The sequence below is a fragment of the Nocardioides aquiterrae genome (assembly GCF_039526625.1).
In the GTDB taxonomy this organism is placed as follows: domain Bacteria; phylum Actinomycetota; class Actinomycetes; order Propionibacteriales; family Nocardioidaceae; genus Nocardioides; species Nocardioides aquiterrae.
The window spans coordinates 11,984-27,328 of the sequence record NZ_BAAAJE010000027.1; the positions used below are offsets into that span (position 1 = coordinate 11,984).

General features: G+C 71.8%; 13 protein-coding genes and 1 tRNA gene. 12 read left to right on the forward strand and 2 right to left on the reverse strand.

The window, feature by feature from the left end; all coding sequences use genetic code 11:
• Positions 1-35 precede the first annotated feature (35 nt).
• Positions 36-2,822, reverse strand: a complete 2,787-nt coding sequence (aceE, locus tag ABD086_RS21455) for a pyruvate dehydrogenase (acetyl-transferring), homodimeric type (RefSeq protein WP_425571675.1) — start codon at positions 2,820-2,822, stop codon at positions 36-38.
• A gap of 170 nt (positions 2,823-2,992) precedes the next feature.
• Here aceE and ABD086_RS21460 point away from each other — a divergent pair, with 170 nt between their 5' ends.
• The 12 genes from ABD086_RS21460 to ABD086_RS21515 all read left to right on the forward strand — a co-directional run bounded on the left by ABD086_RS21460 (position 2,993) and on the right by ABD086_RS21515 (position 14,642).
• Positions 2,993-3,436 (forward strand): DUF3052 domain-containing protein, encoded by a 444-nt coding sequence (locus ABD086_RS21460; RefSeq protein ID WP_343910032.1) that lies wholly within the window; start codon positions 2,993-2,995, stop codon positions 3,434-3,436.
• 50 nt (positions 3,437-3,486) lie between these two features.
• Positions 3,487-5,100, forward strand: a complete 1,614-nt coding sequence (locus tag ABD086_RS21465) for an AMP-binding protein (protein ID WP_343910034.1) — start codon at positions 3,487-3,489, stop codon at positions 5,098-5,100.
• Positions 5,101-5,144: 44 nt separating this feature from the next.
• Entirely contained in the window at positions 5,145-5,609 is a 465-nt protein-coding gene (locus ABD086_RS21470; RefSeq protein ID WP_343910036.1) for a peroxiredoxin, read from the forward strand.
• A 198-nt stretch (positions 5,610-5,807) separates the two neighbouring features.
• Positions 5,808-5,879, forward strand: a tRNA-Val gene (locus ABD086_RS21475).
• Between the two features lie 30 nt (positions 5,880-5,909).
• Positions 5,910-6,602 (forward strand): DNA alkylation repair protein, encoded by a 693-nt coding sequence (locus ABD086_RS21480; RefSeq protein ID WP_343910038.1) that lies wholly within the window; start codon positions 5,910-5,912, stop codon positions 6,600-6,602.
• Positions 6,603-6,679: 77 nt separating this feature from the next.
• Complete coding sequence (locus ABD086_RS21485) at positions 6,680-6,931, forward strand: hypothetical protein (protein ID WP_343910040.1); 252 nt, start codon at positions 6,680-6,682, stop codon at positions 6,929-6,931.
• Positions 6,931-8,307: a DUF4331 domain-containing protein gene (locus ABD086_RS21490; RefSeq protein ID WP_343910042.1), complete on the forward strand. Its 1,377-nt coding sequence runs from the start codon at positions 6,931-6,933 to the stop codon at positions 8,305-8,307. The genes ABD086_RS21485 and ABD086_RS21490 overlap by 1 nt, the downstream gene beginning before the upstream one ends.
• Positions 8,304-8,633 (forward strand): hypothetical protein, encoded by a 330-nt coding sequence (locus ABD086_RS21495; protein WP_343910043.1) that lies wholly within the window; start codon positions 8,304-8,306, stop codon positions 8,631-8,633. The genes ABD086_RS21490 and ABD086_RS21495 overlap by 4 nt, the downstream gene beginning before the upstream one ends.
• Positions 8,634-8,679: 46 nt before the next feature.
• The gene (locus ABD086_RS21500) at positions 8,680-10,935 is read left to right on the forward strand and encodes an HAD-IB family hydrolase (RefSeq protein WP_343910045.1); all 2,256 of its coding nucleotides are present in this window, start codon (positions 8,680-8,682) and stop codon (positions 10,933-10,935) included.
• Positions 10,935-12,122 carry a zinc-dependent alcohol dehydrogenase gene (locus tag ABD086_RS21505; protein WP_343910053.1) on the forward strand — a complete coding sequence of 396 codons (1,188 nt, stop codon included), beginning with the start codon at positions 10,935-10,937 and terminating at the stop codon, positions 12,120-12,122. The genes ABD086_RS21500 and ABD086_RS21505 overlap by 1 nt, the downstream gene beginning before the upstream one ends.
• A gap of 10 nt (positions 12,123-12,132) precedes the next feature.
• Positions 12,133-13,716 (forward strand): NPN-dependent hydroxyacid isomerase, LarAH14/15/16 family, encoded by a 1,584-nt coding sequence (gene larAH / locus ABD086_RS21510; RefSeq protein ID WP_343910047.1) that lies wholly within the window; start codon positions 12,133-12,135, stop codon positions 13,714-13,716.
• On the forward strand, positions 13,713-14,642 hold the full coding sequence (locus ABD086_RS21515; protein ID WP_343910049.1) for a lysophospholipid acyltransferase family protein: 930 nt from the start codon (positions 13,713-13,715) through the stop codon (positions 14,640-14,642). Before larAH ends, ABD086_RS21515 begins: the two co-directional genes overlap by 4 nt.
• Positions 14,643-14,767: 125 nt before the next feature.
• Here the strand turns inward: ABD086_RS21515 and ABD086_RS21520 are convergent, their stop codons facing one another.
• The gene (locus ABD086_RS21520; RefSeq protein WP_343910051.1) at positions 14,768-15,172 is read right to left on the reverse strand and encodes an NUDIX domain-containing protein; all 405 of its coding nucleotides are present in this window, start codon (positions 15,170-15,172) and stop codon (positions 14,768-14,770) included.
• Positions 15,173-15,345 lie beyond the last annotated feature (173 nt).

A 15,345-nucleotide genomic window follows, 5' to 3' on the forward strand; every position in this document is an offset into this window, starting at 1 on the left:
CCCCGGTCGACCGGGGATTCCTGCACGGCGGCGCGTCAGGCGTCGCCGCCCTCCTGCTTCACCCCGGCGACCGCGGTCGGGTCGTCGATGCGGTACTTCGCGAACGCCTCCTCGACCTTCGAGCGCTCGATCTCGCCCGCGTCGGCGAGCGCCTGCAGGGTCTGCACGACCACCGACTCGGCGTCGATGTGGAAGTACCGGCGGGCGGCGGGGCGGGTGTCGGCGAACCCGAACCCGTCGGCGCCGAGGACCCGGTAGTCCGCCGGGACCCACCGCGCGATCTGCAGGGGCACGGCGCGCATGTAGTCGGAGACCGCGACGACCGGGCCGTCGTGGCCGCTCAGCTTGTCCGAGACGTACGCCGTGCGCGGGCTCTCGCCCGGGTGGAGCAGGTTCCACTCCTCGGCGGCGACGCCGTCGCGGGCCAGCTCGTTCCACGAGGTGACCGACCAGGTGTCGGCGCGGACGCCCCACTCCTCGGCGAGGATCCGCTGGGCCTCCTCGATCCACGGGTAGCCGACGCCGGAGGCGAGCAGCTGGACCCGCGGGCCGTCGCCCTCGGCGGTCGAGACCTTGTGGATGCCCTTGAGGATCCCCTCGACGTCGACGTCGTCCGGCTCGGCCGGCTGCGACACCGGCTCGTTGTAGACGGTGATGTAGAAGATCACGTCTTCCTGGTCCTCGCCGTACATCCGCTCGAGGCCGGACTTCATCACGTGGCTGATCTCGTAGGCGAACGCCGGGTCGTAGTGCACGACCGCCGGGTTGGTCGCCGCGAGCAACGGCGAGTGTCCGTCGGCGTGCTGGAGACCCTCGCCGGTCAGCGTGGTGCGACCGGCGGTGGCGCCGATCAGGAAGCCGCGCGCGAGCTGGTCGGCCATCGCCCAGATCGAGTCACCGGTGCGCTGGAAGCCGAACATCGAGTAGAAGATGTAGAACGGGATCATGTGCTCGCCGTGCGTCGCGTATGCCGAGCCCGCCGCGGTCGCCGACGCCACCGCACCGGCCTCCGAGATGCCCTCGTGCAGCATCTGGCCCTGCGCCGACTCCTTGTAGGAGAGCAACAACTTCCGGTCGACCGACTCGTACTGCTGTCCGCCCGGGTTGTAGACCTTCGCGCTCGGGAACATCGAGTCCATGCCGAACGTGCGGTACTCGTCCGGGGCGATCGGCACGATCCGCTTGCCGATCTCCGGGTCCTTCATCCAGTCCCGGAGCAGGCGCACGGTCGCCATGGTGGTCGCGACCTTGTTCTTGCCCGACCCCTGCTTGAGGTCGGCGTAGACCTCGTCGCCCGGAAGGGTGAGGTTCTTGGCCCGCACGACCCGCTTGGGGAGCGAGCCGCCGAGCGCCTTGCGGCGCTCCATCATGTACTCGATCTCGGGCGAGTTCGGGCCCGGGTGGAAGAACGGCGCCGCGCCCGTCTCCTCGTAGGACCGCTCGAGGTCGCGGTCGGAGATCGGCAGGTAGAGGCGGTCCCGGAACTTCTTGAGGTCGTCCTGGGTCAGCTTCTTCATCTGGTGGGTCGCGTTGCGGCCCTCCAGCGCGTCGATCGTCCAGCCCTTGATGGTCTTGGCCAGGATCACGGTCGGCTGGCCGACGTGCTTGGTGGCCGCGTCGAAGGCGGCGTACACCTTGCGGTAGTCGTGCCCGCCGCGCGGGAGCTTCTGGATCTGCGCGTCGGACATGTGCTCGACCATCTTGCGCAGCCGCGGGTCGGGCCCGAAGAAGTTCTCCCGGACGTAGGCGCCGTCCTCGACGGAGTACGTCTGGAACGCGCCGTCGGGCGTGGTGTTCATCTTGTTGACCAGCACGCCGTCGACGTCGCGGGCGAGGAGCTGGTCCCAGCCCTGGCCCCAGATGACCTTGATGACGTTCCAGCCGGCGCCGCGGAAGTTGGCCTCCAGCTCCTGGATGATCTTGCCGTTGCCGGTCACCGGCCCGTCGAGCTGCTGGAGGTTGCAGTTGACGACCCAGACCAGGTTGTCGAGCTCCTCGCGGGCGGCGACCCGGATCGCGCCGAGCGACTCCGGCTCCGCCATCTCGCCGTCGCCGAGGAACGCCCAGACGCGCTGCTCGGAGGTGTCCTTGATGCCGCGGTTGTGCAGGTAGCGGTTGAACCGCGCCTGGTAGATCGAGTTGAGGGCCGTCAGGCCCATCGAGACCGTCGGGAACTCCCAGAAGTCCGGCATCAACCGGGGGTGGGGGTACGACGACAGGCCGGCGTGCGGGCCGTGCTGCACCTCCTGGCGGAAGCGGTACAGCTGCTCCTCGGTCAGCCGGCCCTCGAGGTATGCGCGAGCGTAGATGCCGGGGGAGGCGTGGCCCTGGATGTAGACCTGGTCGCCGCCGCCCGGGTGGTCCTTGCCGCGGAAGAAGTGGTTGAAGCCGACCTCGTAGAGGCTCGCCGAGGACTGGTACGTCGCGATGTGTCCGCCGACCTCGAGGCCCTTGCGGTTCGCCGACGACACCATCACGGCGGCGTTCCAGCGCAGGTAGGCGCGGATCCGCTGCTCGATCTCGTAGTCGCCCGGGAACCACGGCTCGCGCTCCGGCGGGATGGTGTTGATGTAGTCGGTGCTGCGCAGCGCGGGGACGCCGACGTTCGACTCGCGGGCGCGCTCGAGCAGGCGCAGCATGACGTAGCGGGCGCGCTCGCGGCCGCGCTCGTCGACGAGCGCGTTGAAGGAGTCGAGCCAGTCGTGCGTCTCGTCCGGGTCGATATCGGGCAGCTGGGTGGGCAGGCCTTCGTGGATGACGGTCGGGATCACGCCGCTCCGCTTGCTGTCTGCACCCGAAGTGGGGGTTGCGTCTTCGGTCACCCCGCCATCGTCGCACGCCCCCGATGGGCAAGAAATTTGCTGGTCGAGTTACTGGACGGTAGGCATTTCCGGCCCGCTCGCCGTGACCACGGGTTGCGCCCCTGCCGCAACTCCGGTGGACTACTCCCCACTTCGACCGATGGGTCGACGGATCCTCAAGGAGGCGGAACGTGAGCGCGACACCGGGTGGCGGACCCACCCAGACCGACGGGCCCGCTGCGGGTGCAGCGGAGCGCCTGGGCATGAAGCCCGGCATGGTCGTCCAGGAGCTGGGCTGGGACTCCGACTCCGACGACGAGCTCCGGATCGCCATCGAGGACGCCATCGACGCGGACATGGTCGACGGCGACTACGGCAACGTGGTCGACGCCGTGGTGCTGTGGTTCCGCGACGAGGACGGCGACCTGGTCGACAGCCTCGTGGACGCGCTCACCGACCTGGTCGGCGGTGGCGCCATCTGGCTGCTCACCCCGAAGGTCGGCCGCGCGAACGCCGTGGACCCGACCGACATCGCCGAGGCCGCGCCGATCGCGGGGCTCTCGCAGACCACGACGGCCGCCGTCAGCAAGGACTGGGCCGCCACGAGGCTGATCGCACCCAAGACGGTGTCCTAGCGGGCCGCCGCTCGTTGGACCGGCTCGGACCCGGCTCAGAAAGGCAACGCGTGCTCCAGGACGTCCTCCAGAAGGTTCTCACCGGCGCGTCGGCGACCGGCACCACCGCGAAGGTGCTCACGCAGGCGGGGGTGATCCGCCCGCACCGCCCGGCCGCCCTCGCCCGGGCCGCGAAGGCGCTGCGCGACTGGGGCACCGGACCCGCCGGCGGGTTCACCGCGGCCGCGCTGCTCGACCCGCACCGTACGGCGATCGTGGACGAGCTCGGCTCGCTCACGTTCGACGACGTGCACCGCCGGTCGAACGCGCTGGCCCGCGCGTTCGCCGAGCTGGGGGTCTCCGAGGGCGACAGCGTCGCCCTGATGTGCCGCAACCATCGCGGCTTCGTCGACGCGTCCATCGCCACCGCCAAGCTCGGCGCCGACATCCTCTACCTGAACACCGCGTTCGCGGGCCCGCAGCTGGTCGACGTGCTCGAGCGCGAGCAGCCGACGCTCGTCGTGCACGACGAGGAGTTCACCCACCTGCTCGAGAAGGCCGACGTCGGGACCTCGGTGCTCGCGTGGACCGACGGCGACGCCGACGGGCACACGCTGGAGGCGCTGATCGCGTCCCAGCCGGGCGACGACGTCCCCCCGGCCGAGCGGCACGGACGGACCGTGATCCTCACCTCCGGCACCACCGGTACGCCGAAGGGCGCGCCGCGCAGCGAGGCCGGCATCGACGCGGCCGTGTCGCTGCTGTCGCGGATGCCGCTGCGGTACGGCTGGCGCACCCACATCGCCGCGCCGCTGTTCCACACCTGGGGCTTCGCGCACCTCGCGCTGTCGATGCTGCTCGGCTCCACGGTCGTGCTCAAGCGGAAGTTCGACCCCGAGGGGTGCCTGGCGGTCACCCAGGACGAGCGCTGCGACTCGCTGGTGGTGATCCCGGTGATGCTGCAGCGGATGATGGCGCTGCCGGAGGAGACGCTGCGGAAGTACGACCTGTCGCGGGTCAAGGTGGTCGCGTCGTCGGGCTCCGCGCTGCCGGGCGACCTGGCCACCGACTGGATGGACCACTTCGGCGACAACCTCTACAACATCTACGGCTCGACCGAGGTCGCCTACGCCTCGATCGCCACGCCGGTCGACCTGCGCGAGGCGCCCTCGGCGGCCGGCAAGCCGCCGTACGCGACGGTCGTGAAGATCCTCGGCGAGGACGGCCAGGAGCTGCCGACCGGTGAGGTCGGGCGGATCTTCGTCGGCAACGGCCTGCTCTTCGAGGGCTACACTGGCGGCGGCCACAAGGAGGTCGTGGACGGCCTGATGTCCACCGGCGACGTGGGGCGGTTCGACGAGAACGGCCGGCTGCACGTCGAGGGCCGCGACGACGAGATGATCGTGTCCGGTGGCGAGAACGTCTTCCCCAAGGAGGTCGAGGACTGCCTGGTGCGGCACCCGGCCGTGGTCGAGGTGGCCGCGGTGGGCGTCGACGACCCGGACTTCGGCAAGCGGCTGCGCGCGTTCGTGGTGGTCGACGGCGACGTGAGCGAGGACGAGCTCAAGGCGCACGTGAAGGACAACCTGGCGCGCTACAAGGTGCCGCGCGAGATCGTCTTCCTCGACGAGCTGCCCCGCAACGCCACCGGGAAGGTGCTCAAGCGGGACCTCGACACCGACTGAGGACCCGGTCGGGACCGGTCGGCACCGGGTGGAAGGATGGTGCCATGACCGGACTCGAGCTCGGGGGACCAGCGCCCGACTTCACGCTGCGCGACCAGTTCGGCCAGGACGTCACGCTCTCGTCGTTCCGGGGCCGGAAGGCGGTGGTGATCTTCTTCTACCCGTACGCCTTCTCCGGCGTCTGCACCGGCGAGATGGCCGGCATCCGGGACCGGCTCGCGGAGTTCCTCACCTTCGAGACCGAGGTGCTCGCGATCTCCTGCGACCCGGTGTACTCCCTGCGCGCCTTCGCCGACCAGGACGGCCTGAACTTCCCGCTGCTGTCGGACTTCTGGCCGCACGGCGAGGTCGCCCGAGCGTTCGAGGTGTTCGACGAGGCGAAGGGCTGCCCGAGCCGCTCGTCGTACGTGATCGACCGCGACGGAATGGTCCGCTGGGCGGTCCACAACGCGATGCCCGACGGCCGCGACCTCGACGAGCATCTGAAGCAGCTGACCGCCGTTCTGTGACCGTTTCACGCTCCGGTCTAGACCGGATTGCCGAAAATCCTTGCGTTTTCAAGTGAACCGGCGACAGCCGTTGGGGCCCCCGTCTAGTCTTGTCCCTGTTGAACCGCAGGTGACCCGAGACGCCTGCGGTTCAACTTCATTTCCGGGCCCGTTCGTGCGTAGTCTGTGCCCCGCTCCGGGCCCGCGGCCCGGCGCCTCGGGCGTATAGCTCAGCGGTAGAGCACCTCCCTTACAAGGAGGTGGTCGGGGGTTCGATCCCCTCTGCGCCCACCCATGCGGCGGTCACTACGCTCTCGTGCCGTGCCCGCCGACCTCGCCCTCGTGACCGCCGTCCGGGCCGCACTGGCGGAGCGGGCCGACCCGGAGCGAGCGGCGGCCCAGCAGCGGTACATGAAGTCCGCGATGCCGTACCGGGGCCTGGCCGCGCCGCAGCTGAAGGCGGCCCTGCGGCCGCTGCTGGCCGAGCACCCGCCGGAGGACCGGGCCTCGTGGGAGGCGACGGTCCGGGAGCTGTGGGACGCCGCGGAGTACCGCGAGGAGCGGTACGCCGCCCTCGCGCTGGCCGGGCACCGGGCTGCCCGCCCGTGGCTGGACGCCGGGTCCGTGCCGCTGTTCCGGCACCTGGTGGTGACCGGGGCGTGGTGGGACGTCGTGGACGACGTTGCGACCCACCTGGTCGGCGACGCGCTCGCGGCCCACCGCGCCGAGCTCACCCCGGTGCTGCGCGGCTGGGCGACCGACGCCGACCCGTGGCTGCGGCGCGCCGCCGTGATCTGTCAGGTCGGGGACCGGGAGGCGACCGACACCGACCTGCTGCGGCACGCGGTCGAGGCGAACGTCGACGACCCGACGTTCTGGCTGCGCAAGGCCGTGGGCTGGGCCCTGCGCGACTACGCGCGGACGGACCCGGACTGGGTCCGCGCCGAGGTCGACCGGCTGGGCGACCGGCTGTCCGGGCTGTCCAGACGAGAGGCGCTCAAGCACCTGACCTGAAATCCGCGCGGCCACACGCTCCGAATCCGGTGTGACGTGGCTCACCCCCGGGCCGCGCCGGACTCAGGGAGGGTCAGATGAGCGAGACGAGCCGAAGGAAGTTCCTCGCGGCGGCCGGCGTCGGCGCGGCCGCGGGAACCGTCGCGATCGCCACCGGCGGCGCCGCGGCCGGGGCCACGACCAGGCCGGGTGCGACCCGCGAGCCGGTGCTCGCGGTGGTGCCGGACCACCGGTCCGGCGAGGTGCGCCTGCTGGTCGGGGAGCGCGAGGTGGTCGTGCACGACCGCGACCTCGCCGCCCGCATCCGCAACGCGGCGGGAGGCGAGTGATGTCCTCGCACCGCGAAGCCCCCGAGATGGCCAAGGACCCGGTCGCCGACGGCACCGACGTCTACGCGTTCGTGAGCCCGGACCGCCCGGACACGGTCACGCTGATCGCCAACTTCATCCCGTTGCAGAAGCCGGACGGCGGGCCGAACTTCTACGAGTTCGGCGACGACGTGCTCTACGAGATCCACGTCTGCAACACCGGCAGCGGCGAGCCGGACGTCACCTACCGGTTCCGGTTCGAGACGCGGATCCGCAACCCCAAGACGTTCCTCTACAACACCGGCCCGATCGCCGACATCGGCGACGAGACCTGGAACCGGCCCCAGCACTACACGGTCACCCGCGTGCGCCACGGCAACAAGTCGGTCCTCGGCACCGGCCTGGCCTGCCCGCCGGTGAACGTGGGCCCGCGGAGCACCCCCGACTACGCCTCGCTCGGCGCGCAGGCGCTGCACACGCTCGGCGGACGGTCGGTGTTCGCCGGCCAGCGCGCGGACGCGTTCCACGTCGATCTCGGCAGCGTGTTCGACCTCGGCGCGCTGCGCCCGTTCAACGAGGCGCATCTGATCTCGATGCCCGCGATGAACGGCGTGAACGCGGTGCAGTCGTACAACGTGCACACGATCGCGATCCAGGTGCCGATCACCGAGCTGACCCGGGGCGGCGCGCGCCCCACGGATCCCCTGGACCCGAAGGCCGTCATCGGCGTGTGGGCGACGGCCAGCCGCCGCCAGGGCCGCGTCTACGACTCGAAGCAGGGCCGGTACGTCGACCACGGCCCCTGGGTGCAGGTCAGCCGGCTCGGCAACCCGCTGTTCAACGAGGTCATCGTGCCGATGGCGGAGAAGGACCGCTGGAACGCCGTCGGGCCGTCCGGCGACGTCCGCTACGAGAAGTACGTCAACCGGCCCGAGCTGGCCCGGCTGCTGCCGGTGCTGTACCCGGGCGTGTTCCCGAACCTCGCGGCGTACGACCGGCCGCGGGCCGACCTGAACGCGATCCTGCTGACCGGCATCCCGCAGGGCGTCGTGCCGGGCTTCCAGAACTACACCGGCCCGGTGCAGGCCGACATGCTGCGCCTCAACGTCGCGGTCCCGCCGGCCGACGACCCGAACCCGCTCGGCCTGGTCGGCGGCGACGCCGCCGGCTTCCCGAACGGTCGCCGGATCGAGGACGACGTCGTCACCGTCGAGCTGCGGGCGGTCGCCGGCCTGACGATCCCGCTGGTGGACCCGTCGTACACGCCCGACGGGGCCGCGAGCGCCGTCCAGGACGGCACCACCGACACCAACGCGCCGCTGCTCGACGCGTTCCCGTACCTCGGCCTGCCCGGGGGCGGGTACCAGACCGAGCCCGGCACCACCGCGGCGTCATGAGCGCGCACGAGAACCCGCACGCGGGCCAGGGCAGCGTGCTGCTCGACATCGGCGGCGACGTGGGGGCGCTGGTGGTGGTGGCGCCCGACGCGATGACCGGCCGCGAGGTCGAGATCGCGCCCGCGGGGGAGTCCTTCCGGGCGGTGCACCGGCCGCACGTCGCCGTCGTCCGCCGGCCGGTGGTCGGCGGCGCGGTGGCCTCGCTGGTCTTCCCCGCGGTGGCGGCCGGGCGCTACGCCCTGGCGGAGAAGGGCACCGCCGACGTCCGGCTGGTCGTGGAGGTCCGCGGCGGGGAGGTCACCGGCGCCGCGTGGCCCGCCGACTGAGAGGGTTACTCGCCCGTCACCTACCGGGCAGGGCACACTACGGCGGGTGACGGATGCACCGGTGGCGGCTCGGCTCGACGGACAGCACGTCCTGCTCACAGGCGTCACGGGCTTCGTGGGCGAGGCGCTGCTCCACCTGCTGCTCACCGAGGTGCCCGGAGCGCGGCTCACGGTCCTGGTGCGGCCGAAGGGCTCGACGACCGCGCAGGCCCGCACCGAGGCGCTGCTGCGGAAGCCGATCTTCGCCGACGTGCAGGAGGCGGCGAGCCGGGTCGAGGTGCTCTCCGGTGACCTGTCCGACGTGCCGGCGCTGCCGACCGACCTGGACGCCGTGGTGCACTGCGCCGGGGACGTGTCGTTCGACCCGCCGGTCGACGAGGGCTTCCGCACCAACGTCGTCGGCACCCGCGACCTCCTGGACCGGATCCGGGAGACCGGCAGCGACCCCCATTACGTGCACATCTCGACGGCGTACGTCGCCGGCCGCCGCCGGGGCGTGATCCCGGAGGCGCCGGTCGACCACGACGTCGACCTCGAGGCCGAGCTGGCGTGGGGCCTGGCCCAGCGCACCGCGATCGAGCACCGCTCGCGCACGTCGTACGTGCTGGAGAGCGAGCGGAGGAAGGCGGAGAAGACCCACAGCCGGGCCGGCCTGCTCACGGCCGCCGCGGCCACCGAGGCCGCCCGCAAGGAGTGGGTGAAGGCCGAGCTGGTGCGGGTCGGCACCGAGCGCGCCCGCAGCCTGGGCTGGACCGACTGCTACACGTTCACCAAGGCGCTGGGGGAGCGGGTCGTCGAGCGGTACGCCGAGCAGCACCGGGTGTCGATCGTCCGGCCGAGCATCATCGAGTCCGCGCTCGTGACGCCGTACCCGGGCTGGATCGAGGGCTTCAAGATGGCCGAGCCGCTGATCCTGGCCTACGGCCGCGGCGAGCTGCCGGAGTTCCCGGCGTCGGCGGACACCGTGATCGACATCGTGCCGGTCGACCACGTGGTCGCGGCGATCGTCGCGGTGCTGGCCAGTCCGCCCGAGCCGGGCAGCCCGGCGTACTTCCACGTGTCGTCGGGCGGCCGCAACCCGCTGACCTTCCGGCGGCTGTACGACGACGTGCGCAGCTACTTCGACGAGCACCCGTTCGCCGGCGGCGACCGCGGCGCCGCGCGGCTGCCCGAGTGGCGGTTCGCGGGGGCGCAGGCCGTCGAGCGGCTGCTGGTGACCAGCGAGCGCGCGCACAAGGTCGCCGACTACGTGGTCGGCCACGCGCCGCGCAGCGACCGGGCCCGCGACCTCGCGCGCAAGCTCGACCAGCAGGGCCGGCGGCTGGAGTTCCTGCGCCGCTACCTCGACCTCTACAACGAGTACGCCCAGGCGGAGCTGCACTTCTCGGACGCGCGCACGTTGGCGCTGTTCGAGTCCCTGTCGCCCGAGGACCGGGAGCGGTTCGCGTTCGACACCGCGGTCGTCGACTGGGACCACTACCTCAAGGACGTGCACTGCCCGGCGGTGACCGCCCCGGTGCGCCGGATGGACGAGGCCCGGCGGGCGCGCAAGCGGGCGGCGGACCCGACCCTGAAGCCGGTCGCCGAGGGCAGCGGGGCCGTGGCGGCGTTCTTCGACATGGACGGCACGCTGCTGTCGTCGAACGTCATCGAGACCTACCTGTGGCTGCGGCTGCGCGAGCAGCACGGCGGCGAGCGGGTGGCCGAGCTCGGCCGGATGGTGGCCCGGCTGCCGGGGCTGGTGCGGGCCGAGCGCCGCGAGCGCAGCGCGTTCCTGCGCTCGGTCTACCGCGAGTACGCCGGCGCGCGGCTCGCCGACCTCGAGGCGATCGCCGACGCGCACCTGACCGACCACGTGCTCTCCCGCCTCTCCCCGGAGGCGGTCCGGCGGATCCGCGAGCACCGCAACGCCGGGCACCGGACGGTGCTCATCACCGGTGCGATCGCACCGCTGACCCGGCCGCTGGCACCGCTGTTCGACCACATCGAGGCCGCCCAGCTGGCGGTGGACCACCGGGGCGTGTGCACCGGGTTCCTGGCGACCTCGCCGCTGGTGGGCGAGTCGCGGGCCGCCTGGATGCGCGGGTACGCCGCGGAGCACGGCATCGACCTGGCCGCGTCCTACGGCTACGCCGACTCGCACTCCGACCTGCCGCTACTGGAGGCGGTCGGCAAGCCGGTCGCCGTGCGGCCCGACGTACCGCTGTTCCGGCACGCCCGCCGCAACCGGTGGACGATCGTCGACTGGGCGAGCTCGACCTCGAGCTCCCGCACGCTCAACCCGGCGGGTGATCGGTCGTGATGCTCGCGCTGGAGATGTTCCGGTCGGTCTCGCGGACCATGGCCGGCAAGGCGATCGGCGGCCGGATGCCCGGCGTCCTGTCCGGCTTCGCGGCGCCGCTGCGGCTGGTGACCATCGAGGAGCCGCGGGTCGACCGCCCCGGCTGGGCGCGGCTGCGCACCCGGCTGTCCGGCATCTGCGGCTCCGACCTCGGCGCGCTGTCGGGACGGACCAGCCTCTACTTCTCGGCGGTGGTGTCGCTGCCGTTCGTGCCCGGGCACGAGGTCGTGGCCGAGCTGCTCGAGGACTGCGAGGACCTGCCCAAGGGCACCCGCGTCGTCGTCGACCCCGTGCTGACCTGCGCGGCCCGCGGCGTCGAGCCCTGCGCCGCGTGCGCGGCCGGCGAGACGAACCGCTGCGAGCGGATCACGGTCGGGCACCTCTCGCCCGGCCTTCAGACCGGCTTCTGCAAGGACACCGGCGGCGGCTGGGGCCAGCAGCTCGCCGCGCACCGCAGCCAGCTGCACCCCGTCCCGGAGGGCTTCTCCGACGAGCAGGCGATCCTGATCGAGCCGGTCGCGTGCGCCGTGCACACGGCGCTGCGCTCCGGAGTCCGCAGCGGCGACCGGGTGCTGGTCAGCGGCGCCGGGTCCGTGGGCCTGTTCGCCACCCTCGCGCTGCGCGAGCTCACCGACGCCGGCGAGATCATCGTGGTCGCCAAGCACCCGCTGCAGAAGGAGCTGGCCCGGACCTTCGGTGCGACCGAGGTGGTCGACCCGGGCGAGGTGCTCCGGCGGGTACGCCGCCTGACGGGTGCCTTCCAGCTCGAGCCGGAGTTCAGCTCGCCGTACCTCCTGGGCGGCGTGGACGTCGCCGTCGACGCCGTCGGGAGCAAGCAGTCGCTGGAGACGTCGCTGCAGGCGACCCGCGCCGGCGGCCGCGTCGTGCTGTCCGGGATGCCCGCCCCGGCCGACCTGTCCGCGGCGTGGTTCCGCGAGCTCGAGGTGGTCGGCACCTACGCCTCGGCCCGCTCCGACGACGCGTTCGCGAAGGCGACCGACCTGGTCGCCACGGACGCCGTCCAGCAGCTGGCCAAGGGCGTGGCCAGCTACCCCCTGCACCGCTGGCGTGAAGCGCTCGACCACGCCCACTCGGCCGGCCGCCTCGGCACGGCCAAAGTCGCCTTCGACCCCCGTTCGTCCCAGTGAGGAGCTCCCCATGAGTCGCCCCGGTTTCGTCCTCGAGGTGGACGACCGCACCCCGCCGCTGGTCGTCCACGAGGGGCTGGGCTTCCGGCTGGAGGACGGCTTCCCGCTGGGCACCCGGGTCGTGTACCCGCCCGAGTCGCTCCCGGCCGTGCCCGACGTGGACGCGGCGATCCGCGACGCGCTGCTGCACCCGCACGACTCCGAGCCGCTGCCGGCGCTGCTGTTCGCGGGGATGCGGCTGACGATCGCGTTCGACGACCTGTCGCTCCCGCTGCCGACCATGAAGGCTCCCGACATCCGGGGCCGGGTGATCGAGCACGTGCTCACGATGGCCGCGGAGGCGGGAGTCGACGACGTCCGGTTGATCGCCGCCAACGCTCTGCACCGGCGGATGACCGCCGCGGAGCTCAAGCACATCGTCGGCGAGCGGGTGTTCCGGTCGTTCTACCCGCAGGGGCAGCTGTACAACTTCGACGCCGAGGACCGCGACAACCTCGCCCACCTGGGCACCACCGACAAGGGCGAGGATGTCGAGATCAGCAAGCGCGCGGCGGAGTCCGACCTGCTGGTCTACGTGAACGTGAACCTGGTCGCGATGGACGGCGGGCACAAGTCGGTCGGCATCGGGCTCGCGTCGTACAACTCCCTGCGCCACCACCACAACGCCAAGACGATGGTGCACTCGCGGTCCTTCATGGACCACAAGCACTCGGCGATGCACCACTCGGCCTGGCGGATGGGCCGGCTGATCAAGGAGCACGTCAAGGTGTTCCAGATCGAGACGACGCTCAACAACGACGTCTTCCCCAAGCCCTTCGACTTCCTGCAGAAGCGCGAGTGGGAGTGGTCCGTGCGCGACCAGGCCACGATGCTCGGCGTCCGCCGCGGCCTGGCGGCGGCACCGCACAAGCTGCGGCACAAGATGTTCCACGACATGCGGTCCGTCTACGGGCTGACCGGCGTGAACGCCGGCGAGGTCGAGGCGGTGCACGAGCGGACGCTGGAGAAGGTGCACCAGCAGCACCTGGTCGAGGTCCAGGGACAGTCCGACGTGCTGGTGATGGGCGTGCCGTACCTCGGCCCCTACAACGTGAACTCGTCGATGAACCCGATCCTCGCGACCTGCATGGGCCTGGGCTACTACTTCAACTCCTACCGGGGCCAGCCGGTCGTCCGGAAGGGCGGCGCGGTGATCCTGTACCACCCGCTGAACGAGGGCTTCAACCAGCTGCACCACCCGTCGTACGTGGACTTCTACGAGGAGGTCCTCGCGGAGTCGACGGACCCGGTGGTGGTGGGGGAGAAGTACGAGAAGCAGTTCGCGCACGACCCCTGGTACATCCACCTCTACCGGACCTCGCACGCCTACCACGGCGTCCACCCGTTCTACATGTGGTACTGGGCCGCCCACGCCATGGACCACGTCGACGAGGTGATCTGGGTGGGCGCCGACCGGCGGGCCGCCGCCCGGCTGGGCTTCCGCGCGGCGTCCACGCTGGCCGACGCGCTCGAGATGGCCTCCGGGACCGTCGGCACGTCGCCGTCGATCACCTACCTGCACAACCCGCCGCACCTGCTCGCGGACGTGCGATGACGAACTTCCTCCAGGAGACCGTGTCGGACGTCCGCACCGTCGCCCGAGGCTGGCGCTGGGGCCGCCGGGCGCAGGTCCCGCGCTCGGCCGAGGAGTGGGTGCCGGCTGCCCGGTCGACGGTGTTCCGCACCGACTGGTCGCGGCGCCGCCCCGCGATGGCCGCCCGCGAGGTGGCGCAGAAGGTCGGGCTCGAGCCGCTGTTCCGCTCGCAGGTGCGCACCCGTGTCGAGGGGCTGGACGTCCTGGACCGGGTCGACGGCCCGGTCATCTTCGTGTCCAACCACGCCTCCCACCTCGACACCCCGCTGATCCTGCTGTCGCTGCCCGACGAGTGGCGCCGGCGTACGGCGGTGGCAGCGGCGGCGGACTACTTCTTCGACACCTGGTGGCGCGCCGTCGGCTCGGTGCTGCTGTTCAACACGTTCCCGATCGACCGCCGCGGCGGCACCATGGCCGCGACCCCCGCCGAGGTGCTGGCCGACGGCTGGAGCCTGGTCATCTACCCCGAGGGCACCCGCTCCACCGACGGCTGGGTGGGCAAGTTCCGCATGGGGGCGGCCTTCCTGGCCAAGGAGCACGGCGTCCCCGTCGTCCCGGTCGCGCACCGGGGCACGTTCGCGGCGATGCCGCGCGGCGCCGGGTGGCCGGCGCCGGGCCGCCGCCAGCTGACCATCCGCTTCGGCGAGCCGCTGGTGTGCGGCGCCGACGAGTCGGTGCGCGAGTTCGCGCCGCGGATCAAGGACGCCGTGGCCGCGCTCCTCGACGAGGACCGCACCACCTGGTGGGAGGCGCGGCGTCGCGTCGCCGCCGGGTCGATCCCGGACCCGTCCGGCCCGGCCGTGGCCCAGTGGCGGCGCGTGTGGGAGCAGACCGAGTCGCCCGCCGCCGACGCCCCCGCGCGGAAGCTGCGTGCCTGGCGCCGCTGAGGGCGGATCGGTCCGTGCGCAAACGGGTGGCGACCCATCGCCGAGCTGGGCAGGCGATGTTCGCGCGGTGCCCGCATCCGCGCCCGGCCGGATCTGCCGATGAGCGACAGTCGCCGTGGCAGCGGCTAATCGGTTGTGCTCTGGACGGCGTTCAGGATGCTCGACAGGCTGGCTGGGTCGGCCAACTTCAAGTCGGCGAGGTCGCCGGCCCGGAACCAGCGAAGATCGTCGTGCTCCTCGGGTGCGGCGTTGACAGGTTCTCCGTCCCACCGCGTGACCAGGAACGCGTACATGTCGAGCGTCGGATCGCTGCACGCCATGGGGATCGGTTGGGGATCGTGGATGCGGACCCCGAGTTCCTCGAGGCACTCCCGGCTGACTGCCTGGTGGGGCAATTCGCCCGGTTCCACATGTCCTCCGACGAGGTCCCAGCAGTCGGGATACCACCGGCGTGATGGATGCCGATGCGCCATCAGCACGAGACCGGTGCGCACGAGTGCAGCGGTTGCGATCGGAATCCGGGCGACCATGGCCGCAGGCTATTCGATCACTGTCATGCCGCGACGAGTGCGCTTCCCGCGCTTCTTCGGGCAGCAGAGTCCTGGCGCCACCGTCGGTCTGAGGGTGTCATCACGTCCGCCGGTGGAAGGTGACGTCGCCGTTGGGGTGGTAGGTGGTGCGGTACTTCGGGTCGTGGGCGCGG

Excerpts from the sequence above, each read along its gene's own strand:
- ABD086_RS21470 (WP_343910036.1), top strand. The coding sequence starts at position 5,145 with ATGACCGGACTCGAGCTCGGGGGACCAGCGCCCGACTTCACGCTGCGC.
- ABD086_RS21485 (WP_343910040.1), top strand. The coding sequence starts at position 6,680 with ATGAGCGAGACGAGCCGAAGGAAGTTCCTCGCGGCGGCCGGCGTCGGC.
- ABD086_RS21490 (WP_343910042.1), top strand. The coding sequence starts at position 6,931 with ATGTCCTCGCACCGCGAAGCCCCCGAGATGGCCAAGGACCCGGTCGCC.
- ABD086_RS21495 (WP_343910043.1), top strand. The coding sequence starts at position 8,304 with ATGAGCGCGCACGAGAACCCGCACGCGGGCCAGGGCAGCGTGCTGCTC.
- ABD086_RS21505 (WP_343910053.1), top strand. The coding sequence starts at position 10,935 with ATGCTCGCGCTGGAGATGTTCCGGTCGGTCTCGCGGACCATGGCCGGC.
- larAH (WP_343910047.1), top strand. The coding sequence starts at position 12,133 with ATGAGTCGCCCCGGTTTCGTCCTCGAGGTGGACGACCGCACCCCGCCG.
- ABD086_RS21515 (WP_343910049.1), top strand. The coding sequence starts at position 13,713 with ATGACGAACTTCCTCCAGGAGACCGTGTCGGACGTCCGCACCGTCGCC.
- ABD086_RS21520 (WP_343910051.1), bottom strand. The coding sequence starts at position 15,172 with ATGGTCGCCCGGATTCCGATCGCAACCGCTGCACTCGTGCGCACCGGT.